Source organism: Pseudomonas saxonica, from assembly GCF_007858365.1.
Lineage (GTDB): Bacteria > Pseudomonadota > Gammaproteobacteria > Pseudomonadales > Pseudomonadaceae > Aquipseudomonas > Aquipseudomonas saxonica.
The window spans coordinates 158,618-173,322 of sequence record NZ_VFIO01000008.1 but is presented as its reverse complement, the minus strand read 5'-3'; the positions used below and the strand labels follow the sequence as shown (position 1 = coordinate 173,322).

Below are 14,705 nucleotides of genomic sequence, written 5' to 3'. Positions count from 1 at the left end.
CGGGCACAGCAGGTTTGATGAAATAGAGTTGACGTTTACGTCAAGGTCGTTGACAGCACTCAGGTCCAGGCTTACGTTAACGTAAAGGTTATGAGCCGCATCGCTAACAGCTTTTTCCCACAAGAATAATGATCAAGGTGCCAAGATGAGCTACCCGACTTTGAACTTCGCCCTGGGCGAAACCATCGACATGCTGCGCGATCAGGTACAAGCCTTCGTCGCCGCAGAACTGGCGCCACGGGCGGCGCAAATAGATAAAGACAATCTTTTTCCGGCGGACATGTGGCGCAAATTCGGGGACATGGGCCTGCTGGGTATCACGGTTCCGGAAGAGTATGGCGGCACCGGCCTCAGCTACTTGGCCCATGTGGTTGCGATGGAAGAAATCAGCCGTGGCTCGGCATCCGTCGCTCTGTCCTATGGAGCCCATTCCAACCTCTGCGTTAACCAAATCAACCGAAACGGCTCACATGCGCAAAAGCTCAAGTACCTGCCTAAGCTGATCAGCGGTGAACACGTTGGCGCATTGGCCATGAGTGAGCCCAACGCGGGTTCTGACGTGGTGTCCATGAAGCTGCGCGCCGATAAACGCGGCGACCATTTTGTGCTGAACGGCAGTAAAACATGGATCACCAATGGCCCCGATGCCACTACCTATGTGATTTACGCCAAAACTGATATTGAAAAAAACGCCCACGGCATCAGTGCATTCATTGTCGAGCGAGACTGGAAAGGCTTCACCCGCAGCAAGCATTTCGACAAGCTCGGCATGCGCGGCTCTAACACCAGCGAACTGTTTTTTGACGACGTTGAGGTGCCCCAAGAGAACGTGCTTGGCACGTTGAACGCCGGCGTAAAAGTGTTGATGAGCGGTCTGGACTACGAACGCGTGGTGCTTTCGGGGGGCCCCACCGGGATCATGCAGGCGTGCATGGACTTGGTCGTGCCCTATATTCATGACCGCAAACAATTCGGTCAAAGCATCGGTGAATTTCAGCTGATCCAGGGCAAAGTCGCCGACATGTACACCCAGCTCAATGCCAGCCGTGCCTACTTGTATGCCGTCGCAGCCGCCTGCGAGCGTGGCGAAACCACCCGCAAGGACGCTGCCGGGGTGATTTTGTACAGCGCCGAACGCGCCACCCAAATGGCCCTTGATGCCATCCAGATTCTGGGCGGCAACGGCTACATCAATGAATTCCCCGCCGGACGATTGCTGCGTGACGCCAAGCTGTATGAGATCGGCGCGGGCACCAGTGAAATTCGACGCATGCTGATTGGTCGCGAACTGTTTAACGAAACTCGCTGAGGAGCGCGCGCATGTCCATTTTGCAGACGGTGATCAACTCGCGTTCTGCCGAGTTTCTCCACAACCGCAGCGCTATGCTTGAACAGGTCGAGCAGTTGCATACCCTGCTCGACCATGTGCAGCAAGGCGGCGGAATCAAAGCGCAAGAACGTCACACCTCACGCGGTAAATTGCTTGCCCGTGAACGCATCAATCGTGTGCTCGACAGCGGCTCGCCTTTTCTGGAACTCAGTCAGTTGGCCGCATACCAGGTGTACGACGAAGACGTGCCAGCCGCCGGAATAATCGCAGGCATTGGCCGGGTCGAAGGCGTCGAATGCATGATCGTCGCCAATGACGCCACCGTCAAAGGTGGGTCTTACTATCCCTTGACCGTCAAAAAGCACCTGCGGGCGCAGACTATTGCTGAACAGAATCGGCTGCCCTGCATTTATCTGGTGGATTCGGGCGGGGCCAACTTGCCACGCCAGGATGAAGTTTTCCCGGACCGTGAACATTTCGGACGAATCTTCTTCAATCAGGCCAACATGAGTGCTGCGGGTATCCCGCAAATTGCCGTGGTCATGGGTTCCTGTACAGCTGGCGGGGCCTATGTACCCGCTATGGCAGACGAAGCCATCATGGTGCGCCAGCAAGCCACTATCTTTCTCGCCGGGCCACCACTGGTCAAAGCCGCCACTGGAGAAGTGGTCAGCGCTGAGGACCTGGGAGGTGCCGATGTGCACTGCAAGGTGTCAGGGGTTGCCGACCATTACGCCGACAGCGATGAACACGCACTGGCGCTGGCACGGCGCTGCATTGCCAACCTGAACTGGCGCAAACTGGGCCACCTGCAGCAACGCAAAGCCTTGGCGCCTTTGTACGATCAGGATGAACTGTACGGCATCATTCCGGCGCAGGCCAAACAGCCCTTCGATGTCCGTGAAGTCATTGCACGACTGGTGGATGGCTCGGTATTCGATGAATTCAAAGCCCTGTTCGGCACCACACTCGTGTGTGGTTTTGCGCACTTGCACGGCTATCCCGTGGCAATACTGGCGAACAACGGCATTCTGTTTGCCGAAGCCGCACAAAAAGGGGCTCATTTTATTGAGCTAGCGTGCCAACGCGGTATTCCCCTGATATTTCTGCAAAACATCACGGGGTTCATGGTCGGGCAAAAATACGAAGCCGGTGGAATCGCCAAGCACGGGGCCAAACTGGTGGCCGCCGTAGCGTGCGCCAAGGTGCCGAAGTTCACGGTGATCATTGGCGGCAGTTTTGGTGCCGGTAATTACGGCATGTGCGGGCGTGCATATGACCCCCGTTTTCTATGGATGTGGCCAAACGCACGGATTGGCGTGATGGGCGCAGAGCAAGCGGCCGGGGTGCTCGTGCAGGTCAAACGTGAACAGGCCGAACGCAATGGCCTGCTGTTTACCGACGAAGAAGAGGCGCAGATCAAGCAGCCCATTCTTGATCAGTACGAACGCCAGGGTCACCCCTACTACTCAAGCGCCCGCTTGTGGGATGACGGCGTCATCGACCCCGCGCAAACCCGCGACGTTTTGGCACTGGGTTTGTCGGCCGCGTTGAACGCACCGATAGAACCCACCCGCTTCGGTGTGTTTCGCATGTGAGCTGCACCGCGCTTTGCTTCACCCCCAGCCATTAAGGACTGACGGACATGATCGAATTCACCACCCTCGAATTGCACACCGACCCTCGGGGTTTTGCCACTTTGTGGCTCAGTCGCGCGCCAAAGAATAATGCCTTCAATGCCGAGATGATCCGCGAACTGATCCTCGCGCTGGACGCCGTACAAAGCGATCCCCGCCTGCGCTTTCTGGTTTTGCGCGGACGCGGCAAACATTTTAGCGCCGGTGCCGACCTGGCCTGGATGCAGCAATCGGCCGAACTGGATTATCACACCAACCTCGATGACGCCAGGCACTTGGCTGAACTGATGTACAACCTGGCCAAACTCAAAATCCCGACACTGGCAGTGGTTCAAGGCGCGGCCTACGGAGGAGCGTTGGGCCTGATCAGCGCCTGCGACATGGCCATAGGCGCCGAGGATGCACAATTCTGTTTGTCCGAAGTCCGGATTGGCTTGGCACCGGCGGTCATCAGCCCATTTGTTGTGCAAGCCATTGGCGAACGTGCTGCACGCCGTTATGCCCTGACAGCTGAACGTTTCAGCGGGGAACGTGCTCGCGAGTTGGGTTTGCTCTCTGAGTGCTACCCCGCGAGCGAGCTTGAACAACACATCGCTCAATGGATCGACAACCTGTTGCTCAATAGCCCGCAGGCCATGCGCTCCTGCAAGGACTTGTTGCGTGAAGTCAGCCATGGCGCGCCGACCACAGCCATACGTCGCTACTGCGAGAATGCCATTGCCAGAATCAGGGTCAGCCCAGAGGGTCAGGAAGGCTTGCGCGCCTTTCTGCAAAAACGCGCACCCAGTTGGCAAAATGCAGTCTCACAGCAGGAGGTACGACCTTGAGCGCACCTCACCTGACCTCGATATTGGTGGCTAACCGCGGCGAAATTGCCTGCCGCGTGATGCGTACTGCAAAGGAACTGGGCCTCACTACAGTAGCTGTTCACAGCGCCGCGGATCGCGATGCACGGCACTGCCGTGAAGCCGATTTGTGCGTGGACCTGGGCGGTAGCAAAGCCGCTGACAGCTACCTCAAAATTGACAAAATCATCGCTGCGGCCAAGGCCAGCGGGGCTCAGGCCATTCATCCCGGTTACGGCTTTTTATCCGAAAACGCAGGATTTGCACGCGCCATCGAGGCAGCCGGGTTGATTTTTCTCGGCCCGCCCGCCTCGGCCATTGAAGCCATGGGCAGTAAATCCGCGGCCAAAGCCTTGATGGAACGCGCAGGCGTGCCTTTGGTGCCGGGTTATCACGGCGAAGACCAAGACCTTGAGACCTTCCGCGTTGCGGCTGAGCGCATTGGTTACCCGGTGTTGCTCAAGGCCACGGCAGGCGGCGGCGGTAAAGGCATGAAAGTGGTCGAGAACGTCACCCAACTGGCCGAGGCGTTGGCCTCTGCTCAACGTGAAGCGCTGTCCTCGTTTGGCGATGCGCGCATGCTGGTTGAAAAATACGTGCTCAAACCACGCCATGTCGAAATTCAGGTGTTTGCCGACCAACACGGTAATTGCCTCTACCTCAACGAGCGCGATTGCTCGATTCAGCGCCGCCATCAAAAGGTGGTAGAGGAAGCCCCCGCTCCCGGTCTAAACGCCGCGCAGCGTCAGGCCATGGGCGAATCCGCCGTGCGCGCGGCACAAGCCATTGGCTATGTCGGCGCAGGCACGGTGGAATTTTTGCTCGACGCGCGTGGTGATTTCTTCTTTATGGAAATGAACACGCGCCTGCAAGTCGAGCACCCGGTGACCGAAGCCATCACCGGACTGGATCTGGTCGCGTGGCAAATTCGCGTCGCCCGTGGAGAACCGCTTCCCATCACGCAGGCTGAAGTCCCCTTGCGCGGCCATGCAATAGAAGTGAGGCTGTATGCCGAAGATCCGGGCAATGACTTTCTACCGCAGACCGGACGTTTGCGGGTGTACCGCGAATCGACAGCGGGCACTGGACGACGAATCGACAGCGGGGTTAGCGAGGGTGACGAGGTATCGCCCTTTTATGACCCCATGCTGGGCAAACTGATCGCTTGGGGCGAAGACCGCGAACAAGCCCGTTTGCGGCTACTGGCGATGCTCAATGAGTTTGCCATTGGTGGCCTGAAAACCAACCTGAGTTTTTTACGCCGCATCATTGCTCACCCTGCTTTCGCAGCCGCCGAACTGGACACCGATTTTATCCCCCGCTATCAGGAGCAGTTGTTGCCACCGCCACAAGCATTACCGCCAGCTTTTTGGTCTGCGGCGGGTGAAGCGTTCAGACAAAGCCTCACACCACACGTGCGTGACGACGACCCCGACTCACCCTGGGCTACATCTTCGGGCCTTCGCTGCGGTTTGCCTGCACAGACACTGCTGGCACTGGAATCAAATGGTGAGCGACAGGTCGTCACACTGACCACACCCTCAACGGCTATGCGCCATGAGCAATTGATTGTTGAAGAAGACGGCGTGCAACGCCGGCATTTGGCTCTACGTCGTGAAGATACCCTGTACTTTTACTGGGAAGGTGAGTTGCACACTGTGACACGCTTCGATCCGGTGCTTGCCGTGGGCAGTGGTCACGACTCACAGGGCGGGCTTAGCGCCCCCATGAACGGCAGCGTTGTTCGTATCTTAGTCGTGCCGGGGCAGGCTGTGGCAGCTGGTACCGCGCTGGTGGTGCTCGAAGCCATGAAAATGGAACACAGCCTGCGCGCACCCCACGACGGGGTGGTGAAATCATTGTTTTGTCAGGAAGGTGAAATGGTCAATGAAGGCAGCGTGCTGGTCGCGCTGGAGTAGCGGCTGAAAAAAGCGGGGCTGGTGATGCGGCTCCGCTTTTTTCAGTATGGGCAAAAGCCTGGGTTAAAACTTGTAAGTGGCTTGCACGACCACCCCGATAATCCGGCAATCCTGATCAAAAACCGTCTTGGGATAGGTTGGATTCAGTGGTTTCAGATAACGCTGACCACTCTCTTCAATCAATTGGCGAAAGGTCGCTTCTTCTACCCCGGGAATACGGGCAATAACCATTTTTCCGGGCTCGGCACAAATGTCCGGATCAACCAATATCATCATGCCTTGCGCAACGCTGATGCCCACCGGTGCCGTCATGGCATCGCCCGTCACTTGCAGCCAAAACGCCGCACCCTTGGCGTAATGATCTGTGACCTCAAATATCATGCCCGGCGGGTAAGCCCCATCAGCCGATGGCTCGCTGACCTGCTCTGCCAGTGCCCAGTCTCTGACGGGGTAACGAAAGGCCGAAGTTATGTCATAGACGGGCTCATTGGCCGCAGAGTCATCGACATTTTCGTTACGCTCACGAACCACTACAGCGACTTCAAGGTGCTCCAGCCCTAAGGCTTTAAGCACTTTGTTCATCGTCTCCAGGTCTGGTTCACGACGTTTATTGAGCCAATGCCCCACACCGCCCTGGGATGCCCCGACGCGTTCTGCGAGTTTTTCTTGCGTGAGTCTGAGCTCGCGCAATTTGAGTCTGACTAAAGCGATCCATTTATCCATCTGCCGAACAATACGGATTGAAATTCAGGCAACAATACACATAACGTATTATTTATTCTCTACGTGCAAATACAATGCGTACTAATCTGGCGTTGGTTGATTCGATTAATCTCATAAACGCAGGTAAATCATGACTCCGATAACAAAAATCGCACCGGATAACGACACCGATATTGAGCTGGAGGCCCTCAAAGACAGCGCCGCTAGCCAGCGGGCACTCGACTATTATTTGAAACCAGCTGTTTCCCCGCACTGTGTGGAGAAAAAAATCTTCGTGGTCCGTAGCGATTTGAGCCATGAAGAAGCCTTGGTCAATGCGTGCGATTACCTGCGTTGTGCATTAGCTGTGGCGCTAGGCGGCGCCGAGAGTCAACAAGGTGCTCAACGCGACCTTTTTCTTGGGGTGGCTCACTTTGTTGAAAATGCCAAGATGTTGTTGGACAAAGCGCTGGACGCGCGATAACGCTTAATTTGGAGTCATGCGCACTGCAGCTGGAAAAAGCCGCGGCATGGAAATTGGTGGGGGGGGTGCAAAAAAGAGAGGTTAACCGAGGAAAACAGTTGACCTTCAAATAAGAATGATTATTATTGCATGCAGCTGGTCGCGAGATCAGCCGATAATTCAAAAGACCTTAGGTCGGTTTTTTGAATTACCTCCTCATCAGGCTAATCACGGTTATTTGACCCGGCTCATGGCCGGGTCTTTTTTTTGTGGCCAGTTATCTGGCTCAGCGTGCTTCAGGCTAATGAAGTCTGGTGTGCGGTCTTTCTGGGTGACCGCTACGATGCGGGCGATGATAGCAAAAGAACATCGACTAACGGAAGCCTGAAGACCGCGACTATGGCGGTAATGGCGATTTAGCACTTGAGAATCAATCGCAAGTTAACTATTCTTGCGCCGCGTCAGGGATGACGCCCCCCTTCTGTCTGCGAATTTCCTTACCTATCGATCCCCAAAATTCCGTATTGGCTAGTCGCCGTTGCGATGTAAAGTAGCGCCAATAATGATCAGATTCCGGAATTTTGACGATGACCGTGGCGCCCTCTTCAGTTCAAATCAGCAGCGACTTTGACAGCGGCAATATTCAGGTGCTGGATGCCAGCGATCCACTGCATATAAAGCTGGCGATCAAGCCGGATACCCGCAGTCAGCATTTTCAGTGGTTCCACTTCAAAGTGGAGGGTCTTGCAGCCGGCCAGACTCATCACTTCCAGTTAAGCAATGCTAGCCAGTCTTCCTACAACAAAGCGTGGGACGGTTATCAAGCCGTGGCCTCCTACGACCATGAACACTGGTTCCGCGTGCCCACCGAGTTTGACGGGACATCGCTCAACTTCCACATTGAAGCCGTGCAATCTCCTGTCTGGTTTGCTTACTTCGAACCTTACAGCCGTGAGCGCCATGAACAATTGATCGTGCGCGCCACGCAGCCTCAAGCCGGCTGTACCGTGTTAAGCATTGGTAAAAGCGTTGAAGGACGTGATATCCAATTGCTGCGCAAGGGCACGGGCGCCAGTCACAAGCGCAAAATCTGGATCATCGCCCAGCAGCACCCGGGCGAGCATATGGCCGAATGGTTTATGGAAGGGATTATCGACCGTCTGGAGCAAGGCAGCGATCCGCAGCTGCGTAAGCTGCTGGACTTCGCCGACCTCTACTTGATCCCTAACATGAACCCGGACGGCGCATTCCACGGACACTTGCGTACCAATGCCAACGGCCAGGATCTTAACCGCGCGTGGCAAAACACTGACCAGACTGTCAGCCCGGAAGTATTTTTTGCCCTTGAGCAAATGAACAAATTCGGTGTCGACTTGTTTTTGGATATCCACGGTGACGAAGAAATCCCTTATGTGTTCACCGCGGGTTGCGAAGGTAATCGTGGGTACACTGAGCGCCTGGCGAACCTCGAAGAGCGCTTTCGTACGCACCTGAGCCAATTGACCCGAGACTTCCAAACCCTTCACGGTTATACCCGCGACGAACCCGGCGAGGCCAATATGACGCTGGCCTGCAACAGTGTCGGCCAGCGGTTTGACTGCCTGTCGTTGACCCTCGAAATGCCGTTCAAAGACAACAATGATGCCCCCGACCTCCACTCGGGCTGGTCAGGCAAACGTTCGAGCCAACTGGGCAAAGACGTATTGAGCACCCTGTCAAGCATGGTCCGTGAACTGCGCTAAAGCAAAACAGGCGGGGCCCGGCGTACAGAGGGCCCCACTGACCACCCACTTTCAAGAGTATTAAAAGCCTGTTTATGGATACCCTCGCAAAACTGCGGGCTGGCCAATTGGCAGGCCTCACACGTTTGGACCTATCGTGCGGGCTGACTGAGTTTCCTCAGGAGATTTTCCAGTTGGCTGACTCGCTGGAAATTCTCAATTTGAGTGGCAACGCACTCACCCGCTTACCCGATGACCTTCACCGCCTGACCCGTTTGCGCATCCTGTTTTGTTCGGACAATCAATTCACCGAACTGCCCACGTGCCTGGGGCAATGCGCACAACTGAGCATGATTGGCTTCAAAGCCAATCAGATTGCGAGCGTGCCCGGCGAAGCGCTGCCACCGCTGTTGCGCTGGTTGATCCTGACAGACAATTGCATCAGCCAATTACCCGAAGAACTGGGTCAGCGCCCACGGCTGCAAAAGTTGATGCTGGCAGGTAACCGCTTGCACGATCTGCCGAAGAATCTGATTAACTGCGAGCGTCTGGAGTTGATTCGGCTAGCCGCGAACCAATTCACCGATTTGCCTGAAACCGTCCTGACGCTGCCCGCTTTGAGCTGGCTGGCGTATGCTGGTAATCCGCTGAACGACGATGCCAGCACGCTGCGCCCAGCCGACAGCACCCCTGACATCCAATGGTCGCAACTGGAGCTTGAACAAAAACTGGGCGAAGGCGCCTCAGGGATCATCCACCAGGCTCGCTGGGCCCGCCCCGGTCATGCCCCACAGTCTGTTGCGGTTAAGCTGTACAAAAGCAGCATCACCAGCGACGGCTCTCCGCTTAATGAAATGAATGCCTGCATTGCCGCTGGCGAGCATCCGAACCTGATTAAAGTGCTGGGCCGCGTCGCGGGTCATCCCGATAATCAGGCCGGCCTGGTCATGGAGCTCATCGACCCGTCTTTCAGCAACCTGGCGTCCCTGCCCAGCTTCGACAGTTGCAGTCGCGACGAGTACGCCGGCAGCACGCGCTTTACCTACGCCAGTGCATTACGCATCGCCCGCGGCATTGCCTCAGCTGCCAATCATCTGCATGCCCGAGGCATTTGTCATGGCGACCTGTATGCGCACAATATTTTGTACAACGCTGAGGGTGACTGCGTATTGGGGGACTTTGGTGCCGCATGCTTCCATGCCACCGACGACAGCCAGCAGAGCCGAGCCCTGCAACGCATTGAAGTCCGGGCCTTCGGGATTTTGCTGGGTGAGCTGCTGCAAAGAATCGATTCAGGCTTGAGCGATCAAGGACGAGACATGCTGCAAGACCTGCACAACCGCTGCATGCAGCCTGAAGTGCTGAAACGGCCAGGGTTTACAGAGGTTTTACAGTTATTGCATTAAGGCAGGCTAACTCTGTAGCCCCTGCCGCAGGCTGCGACGGGGGCTACAAAGTCGATTGCATCTCATGACTTCTTTATGTTTACTCCAGCGCCACAAACATTTCCTGCACGTCATCCTGCTCTTCAAGTTTGGCCAGAAACTCTTGAACTTCGGCCATCTGCTCATCACTCAAACCACTCACCGGATTTTTTGGCAAGTAACCCAGTTTGGCCGACAACACGATGAAACCCTGTTCTGGCAACGCCTTTTGCACAGCATCCAGGTCTGTAGGCTCTGTGATGAACAACGTTGTACCTTTTTCCTCGCCCTCCTCAAAATCCTGAGCGCCAGCTTCAATCGCTGCCATCTCAGGATCGGCGTCCGGGGTTTCTGGCTTCGCTTCAATCATGCCCACATGGTTGAAATCCCAAGCCACCGAGCCCGAAGCACCCAACTGGCCTTTACGGAAGGCAACGCGAATCTCTGCGACGGTGCGGTTGATGTTATCGGTCAGGCACTCAATGATCAGAGGCACTTGATGCGGGGCAAAACCTTCATAGGTCACGCGATGGTATTGCACGGCTTCAGTACCGATACCCGCGCCTTTATTGATCGCACGCTTGATGGTGTCAGCCGGCATCGAAGCCTTTTTGGCTTGCTCGTACACCAGACGCAAGTGCGAGTTCATGTCCGGATCGGCGCCGTTGCGCGCAGCAACCGTCAGTTCTTTGGCCAGTTTGCCAAAGATCTTGCCACGGCTGTTGGCGGCGTCTGCTTTGTGTTTAACCTTCCACTGTGCGCCCATTGCTTACCCTCTCAATCTGCTATATCGCGGCGGCGTCACCGCCAAATGGCCGCAAGTTTATACGCCAAGGACTCGCCAATCGACCAAAAAATAATGAGGCGCTTATTTTTATCATGGCGCCAACGTCATAAATGCATCGATCAGACGCAAATCGGCCCGACGCTCCAGGCAACCCAGCATGTGCCTGTTAATCAGCCCTTCCCCCTTGATCGGCAAAGCCTGAACACGGGGGTCATGGCTCACTTCGGCAGATGACACAATGCCGATTCCCAATTGGGCAGCCACTGCTTCGGTCACAGCTTCACGGCTGTCCAGTTCCAGTAATACCTTGGTCGTGACACCCGCGGTTTGGCAGGCCAGGTCAAACGTTCGTCGGGTAATGGAAGTGGGTTCACGCAGCACCATGATCACGTTATCCATCTGCGCAATATCAATGCCTTGCTTCAATGCCGACCATGGATGCTTGGCCGGTACCAATGCACAGATACGGGATTCATCAATTTGGCGCAGGGTTAAGCCTTTGCGGGGCTCAACCTCTGTCAGAACGGCCACGTCGACGTGCTCCGCAAGCAGCGCAGCCAAGGTCTCCTGAGCATTACCCAAGCGTAAATTGACCGTGACCCCAGGATATTGCGCGCGCAGTTTCGCCAACATGGGCATCACCAGATGCGGCCCATCGGCGGCCACTTCAAGACGCCCGGTGAGTAGCTGACGATTAGCCTCAAGCATCACCTGCGCTTCATCGACCAATCCGAAAATGGCCCGCGTGATGGCCGCCAGGCGGGTGCCCTCTTGCGTCAGCTCAACGCGCCGCGCCGTGCGCCGCAGCAAGGTGATCTGGTAGTGGTCTTCAAGCGCCTTGATATGCCCGGTCACGGCTGGCTGGCTAATAAACAATCGGGCAGCGGCACGGGTAAAACTGCCCTCTCGGGCAACGGCATCAAATGCCCGCAATTGAAATAAATTCATTCGTATAAGCCTCACTGATAGCTGGCATAACAACAAACAATTTGATTGATAACACCTCAAACTGCAATTTATGCCGTGTATTCAGTAGCCATCCACGCGTTTGAGGAACCACGAATGAGCACAGAAGCGCCGATCCTGCTGACCCCTGGCCCGCTGACCACCTCACCACGGACTCGCCGCGCCATGATGGTTGACTGGGGATCGTGGGATGACGGCTTTAACCAATTAACGGCCCGCGTGTGCCAGCAGTTGGTGTCCATCGTTAACGGCGCTGACAGCCATCACTGCGTGCCCTTGCAAGGCAGCGGCACCTTCGCGGTTGAAGCGGCCATCGGCACATTGGTGCCACGCGATGGCCATGTACTGGTACTGATTAACGGCGCTTACGGTAAACGCCTGGCGAACATCTGTGAGGTACTGGGCCGTCGCTTCAGTACCTTTGAAACGGCTGAAGACCAACCCACCACGGCCAGCGACGTTGAACGCCTGTTACGGGCAAGCCCAAGCATCACTCATGTGGCATTGATCCATTGCGAAACCAGCACGGGAATTCTTAATCCACTAGCTGAAATTTCTACTGTCGTTGCTGATCACGGTAAAGCCCTGATCATCGACGCCATGAGTTCCTTTGGCGCCTTGCCCATCGACGCACAAAAAATCCCTTTCGAGGCGCTGATTGCTGCGTCCGGCAAATGCCTGGAAGGTGTCCCGGGAATGGGCTTTGTCTTTGCCCATAAAACTTCGCTCGCCAACGCTGCCGGCCGTTCGCATTCATTGGCGATGGACTTGCACGACCAACAGGCCTATATGGCGAAAACCGGACAATGGCGCTTCACCCCGCCCACCCATGTGGTGGCCGCCTTGCATGAAGCGCTGGTGCAATACCACGAAGAAGGTGGTTTGCCCGCTCGTTACAAACGCTATGCCAGTAACTGCCAGACACTGCTCGACGGCATGGCCAGACTCGGCATCCGCAGCTTTCTACCCGGAGCGATTCAGGCGCCGATTATCGTCACCTTTCACGCCCCAAAGGATCCGCGCTATCAATTCAAGGCCTTTTACGAGCGAGTCAAAGCCAAAGGTTTCATCCTCTATCCAGGCAAATTAACCGAAGTCGAAACATTCCGCGTGGGCTGCATCGGACACTTCAGCCAGGACGATATGCAGGCCGCCGTGAACGCCATCGGCGAAGTTTTACATGACATGGAAGTGCAGCACTTCTAATCGCATTGCCTCTTGCAGGGGCATCTTTTTCCGAACAGCACAGCCCGCTCACACAGGACTTACCGACATGAACTACACGAACCCCAGCAAGCTTCAAGCTGCCATCCTCGACTGGGCGGGTACTGTGGTCGATTTTGGCTCGTTTGCACCGACACAGATTTTTGTCGAAGCCTTTGCCGAATTCGATGTGCAGGTTTCTATTGAAGAAGCACGAGGCCCCATGGGCATGGGCAAGTGGGACCACATTCGAACCCTTTGTGACCAGCCGCAGATTACCGAGCGCTATAAAAAAGTATTCGGCCGTGCGCCGACAGACGCCGACGTCACCGCGATCTACGAGCGCTTTATGCCGCTGCAGATCGAAAAAATAGCCGAGCACTCGGCACTGATTCCCGGCGCACTGGAAACCATCGCGGCACTGCGTGAACAAGGCATCAAAATAGGTTCGTGCTCGGGTTATCCGGCACAAGTGATGGCAAAAGTCGTCGAGTTGGCGGCTACTAACGGCTACATGGCCGATCACGTCGTGGCCACCGACGAAGTACCGAATGGTCGCCCCTGGCCCGCTCAAGCATTGGCCAATGTGATCACACTGGGCATTGATGACGTGGGTGCCTGCGTCAAAGTCGATGACACCGCGCCAGGCATCCTCGAAGGACGCCGTGCTGGCATGTGGACTGTGGCACTGGTGTTCTCCGGCAACGCACTGGGGCTCACCTACGAGCAGTACCAGGCGCTGGATGCCCAGACGCTGATCGCAGAGCGCAAGCGCATCCATGCGCTGTTCCAAAGCTCTCGACCGCACTATTTGATCGACACCATCACCGATCTGCCACGGGTGATTGCCGACATCAACAACCGGCTCAGCAATGGCGAAATGCCACAGAGCAGTTGACTTAAAGGGCCGCTACACGCTGCAAGTTCAAAGCCCACAGCTTGTAGCAGGCCCCTCAGCCCTTATGCTGGCGCTCAACCCACTGGGCGAATTCGTCGATGAATTTTTGTAGAAACGGGCGGGTTTTCTCTGACAATTTGCCTGATTCGTCAAAGGCTGCACCTGCACCGCCCAAATAAGCTTCTGGCTGCTGCATGCACGGCACATCGAGAAACACCAACGATTGGCGTAAATGATGGTTAGCCCCAAAGCCGCCGATTGCCCCCGGCGAAACGCTGATCACAGCACCCGGCTTACCACCGAAAACGCTTTGCCCATAAGGGCGAGAGCCCACATCAATGGCGTTTTTTAACGCAGCTGGCACGGAACGGTTGTATTCGGGCGTCACAAAAAGAACGGCATCGGCGCTGCGTAACTGATCACGAAAGGCGGTGTAAGCCGCTGGTGGTGGCGTGACATCAATGTCTTCGTTATACAACGCCAACTCGCCAATTTCGACGATGTGCAGTTTCAGAGAGGGCGGTGCCAGTTCAGCCAGCGCAAGGGCGACTTTGCGATTGATGGAATCCTTTCTCAAACTGCCGACCAATACGGCCACGCTGTAGACCTTGCTCATGAAATACACCTAGTCTGTGGTTGTAGGACGTTAGTTATAGATGATCGGACGCATTTCTTGCACCCCAATTCACCCGATCAGCCCACAAGCCTGTAAAGTAGCCAGACTATTTTTTTCACATGGCTAAACTTCCCCTACTGATCAACGGTCTACAGAACCGCAAATTGGGTGTTTATCTCCAGAGGTTCTCTACA

13 protein-coding genes are annotated in these 14,705 nt (G+C 55.7%); 9 read left to right on the top strand and 4 right to left on the bottom strand.

Annotated features, from left to right (window positions below; translation table 11 throughout):
- The first annotated feature begins 145 nt into the window (after positions 1–145).
- From FJD38_RS18785 to FJD38_RS18770, 4 genes are read left to right on the top strand one after another with little or no spacing between them, the layout of a single operon-like run.
- Complete coding sequence (locus FJD38_RS18785) at positions 146–1,309, top strand: isovaleryl-CoA dehydrogenase (protein ID WP_146386840.1); 1,164 nt, start codon at positions 146–148, stop codon at positions 1,307–1,309.
- Between the two features lie 11 nt (positions 1,310–1,320).
- Positions 1,321–2,928, top strand: a complete 1,608-nt coding sequence (locus FJD38_RS18780; protein WP_146386839.1) for a carboxyl transferase domain-containing protein — start codon at positions 1,321–1,323, stop codon at positions 2,926–2,928.
- A gap of 47 nt (positions 2,929–2,975) precedes the next feature.
- Positions 2,976–3,794 (top strand): gamma-carboxygeranoyl-CoA hydratase, encoded by an 819-nt coding sequence (locus FJD38_RS18775; RefSeq protein WP_122786069.1) that lies wholly within the window; start codon positions 2,976–2,978, stop codon positions 3,792–3,794.
- 59 nt (positions 3,795–3,853) lie between these two features.
- A complete protein-coding gene (locus FJD38_RS18770; RefSeq protein WP_244302763.1) occupies positions 3,854–5,731 on the top strand; it encodes an acetyl/propionyl/methylcrotonyl-CoA carboxylase subunit alpha in 1,878 nt (625 codons plus the stop codon).
- Between the two features lie 63 nt (positions 5,732–5,794).
- Here FJD38_RS18770 and FJD38_RS18765 read toward each other — a convergent pair whose 3' ends face one another.
- Positions 5,795–6,454, bottom strand: coding sequence for a LexA family protein (locus FJD38_RS18765; protein WP_146386835.1), 660 nt, complete (start codon positions 6,452–6,454; stop codon positions 5,795–5,797).
- A gap of 130 nt (positions 6,455–6,584) precedes the next feature.
- Here FJD38_RS18765 and FJD38_RS18760 point away from each other — a divergent pair, with 130 nt between their 5' ends.
- The 3 genes from FJD38_RS18760 to FJD38_RS18750 all read left to right on the top strand — a co-directional run bounded on the left by FJD38_RS18760 (position 6,585) and on the right by FJD38_RS18750 (position 10,023).
- The gene (locus FJD38_RS18760) at positions 6,585–6,917 is read left to right on the top strand and encodes a DUF6124 family protein (protein WP_122786072.1); all 333 of its coding nucleotides are present in this window, start codon (positions 6,585–6,587) and stop codon (positions 6,915–6,917) included.
- A gap of 566 nt (positions 6,918–7,483) precedes the next feature.
- On the top strand, positions 7,484–8,638 hold the full coding sequence (locus FJD38_RS18755; RefSeq protein ID WP_146386833.1) for a M14 family metallopeptidase: 1,155 nt from the start codon (positions 7,484–7,486) through the stop codon (positions 8,636–8,638).
- A 74-nt stretch (positions 8,639–8,712) separates the two neighbouring features.
- Entirely contained in the window at positions 8,713–10,023 is a 1,311-nt protein-coding gene (locus FJD38_RS18750) for a protein kinase (protein WP_146386831.1), read from the top strand.
- Between the two features lie 79 nt (positions 10,024–10,102).
- On the opposite strand, the gene FJD38_RS18745 is transcribed toward FJD38_RS18750, so the two are convergent.
- Together FJD38_RS18745 and FJD38_RS18740 are read right to left on the bottom strand one after the other, a co-directional pair.
- The gene (locus tag FJD38_RS18745; RefSeq protein ID WP_146386829.1) at positions 10,103–10,807 is read right to left on the bottom strand and encodes a YebC/PmpR family DNA-binding transcriptional regulator; all 705 of its coding nucleotides are present in this window, start codon (positions 10,805–10,807) and stop codon (positions 10,103–10,105) included.
- Between the two features lie 111 nt (positions 10,808–10,918).
- On the bottom strand, positions 10,919–11,776 hold the full coding sequence (locus tag FJD38_RS18740) for a LysR substrate-binding domain-containing protein (RefSeq protein WP_122786076.1): 858 nt from the start codon (positions 11,774–11,776) through the stop codon (positions 10,919–10,921).
- 114 nt (positions 11,777–11,890) lie between these two features.
- Between FJD38_RS18740 and FJD38_RS18735 the strand changes: the two genes are divergently transcribed.
- Together FJD38_RS18735 and phnX are read left to right on the top strand one after the other, a co-directional pair.
- The gene (locus FJD38_RS18735) at positions 11,891–13,000 is read left to right on the top strand and encodes a 2-aminoethylphosphonate--pyruvate transaminase (protein WP_122786077.1); all 1,110 of its coding nucleotides are present in this window, start codon (positions 11,891–11,893) and stop codon (positions 12,998–13,000) included.
- 67 nt (positions 13,001–13,067) lie between these two features.
- Positions 13,068–13,895: a phosphonoacetaldehyde hydrolase gene (gene phnX, locus FJD38_RS18730; RefSeq protein ID WP_146386827.1), complete on the top strand. Its 828-nt coding sequence runs from the start codon at positions 13,068–13,070 to the stop codon at positions 13,893–13,895.
- 55 nt (positions 13,896–13,950) lie between these two features.
- On the opposite strand, the gene FJD38_RS18725 is transcribed toward phnX, so the two are convergent.
- Positions 13,951–14,511 (bottom strand): NADPH-dependent FMN reductase, encoded by a 561-nt coding sequence (locus FJD38_RS18725; protein WP_122786079.1) that lies wholly within the window; start codon positions 14,509–14,511, stop codon positions 13,951–13,953.
- Between the last annotated feature and the right edge of the window lie 194 nt (positions 14,512–14,705).

Excerpts from the sequence above, each read along its gene's own strand:
- FJD38_RS18755 (WP_146386833.1), top strand. The coding sequence starts at position 7,484 with ATGACCGTGGCGCCCTCTTCAGTTCAAATCAGCAGCGACTTTGACAGC.
- FJD38_RS18780 (WP_146386839.1), top strand. The coding sequence starts at position 1,321 with ATGTCCATTTTGCAGACGGTGATCAACTCGCGTTCTGCCGAGTTTCTC.
- FJD38_RS18735 (WP_122786077.1), top strand. The coding sequence starts at position 11,891 with ATGAGCACAGAAGCGCCGATCCTGCTGACCCCTGGCCCGCTGACCACC.
- FJD38_RS18750 (WP_146386831.1), top strand. The coding sequence starts at position 8,713 with ATGGATACCCTCGCAAAACTGCGGGCTGGCCAATTGGCAGGCCTCACA.
- FJD38_RS18745 (WP_146386829.1), bottom strand. The coding sequence starts at position 10,807 with ATGGGCGCACAGTGGAAGGTTAAACACAAAGCAGACGCCGCCAACAGC.
- FJD38_RS18740 (WP_122786076.1), bottom strand. The coding sequence starts at position 11,776 with ATGAATTTATTTCAATTGCGGGCATTTGATGCCGTTGCCCGAGAGGGC.
- FJD38_RS18765 (WP_146386835.1), bottom strand. The coding sequence starts at position 6,454 with ATGGATAAATGGATCGCTTTAGTCAGACTCAAATTGCGCGAGCTCAGA.
- phnX (WP_146386827.1), top strand. The coding sequence starts at position 13,068 with ATGAACTACACGAACCCCAGCAAGCTTCAAGCTGCCATCCTCGACTGG.
- FJD38_RS18770 (WP_244302763.1), top strand. The coding sequence starts at position 3,854 with ATGCGTACTGCAAAGGAACTGGGCCTCACTACAGTAGCTGTTCACAGC.
- FJD38_RS18760 (WP_122786072.1), top strand. The coding sequence starts at position 6,585 with ATGACTCCGATAACAAAAATCGCACCGGATAACGACACCGATATTGAG.
- FJD38_RS18785 (WP_146386840.1), top strand. The coding sequence starts at position 146 with ATGAGCTACCCGACTTTGAACTTCGCCCTGGGCGAAACCATCGACATG.
- FJD38_RS18775 (WP_122786069.1), top strand. The coding sequence starts at position 2,976 with ATGATCGAATTCACCACCCTCGAATTGCACACCGACCCTCGGGGTTTT.
- FJD38_RS18725 (WP_122786079.1), bottom strand. The coding sequence starts at position 14,511 with ATGAGCAAGGTCTACAGCGTGGCCGTATTGGTCGGCAGTTTGAGAAAG.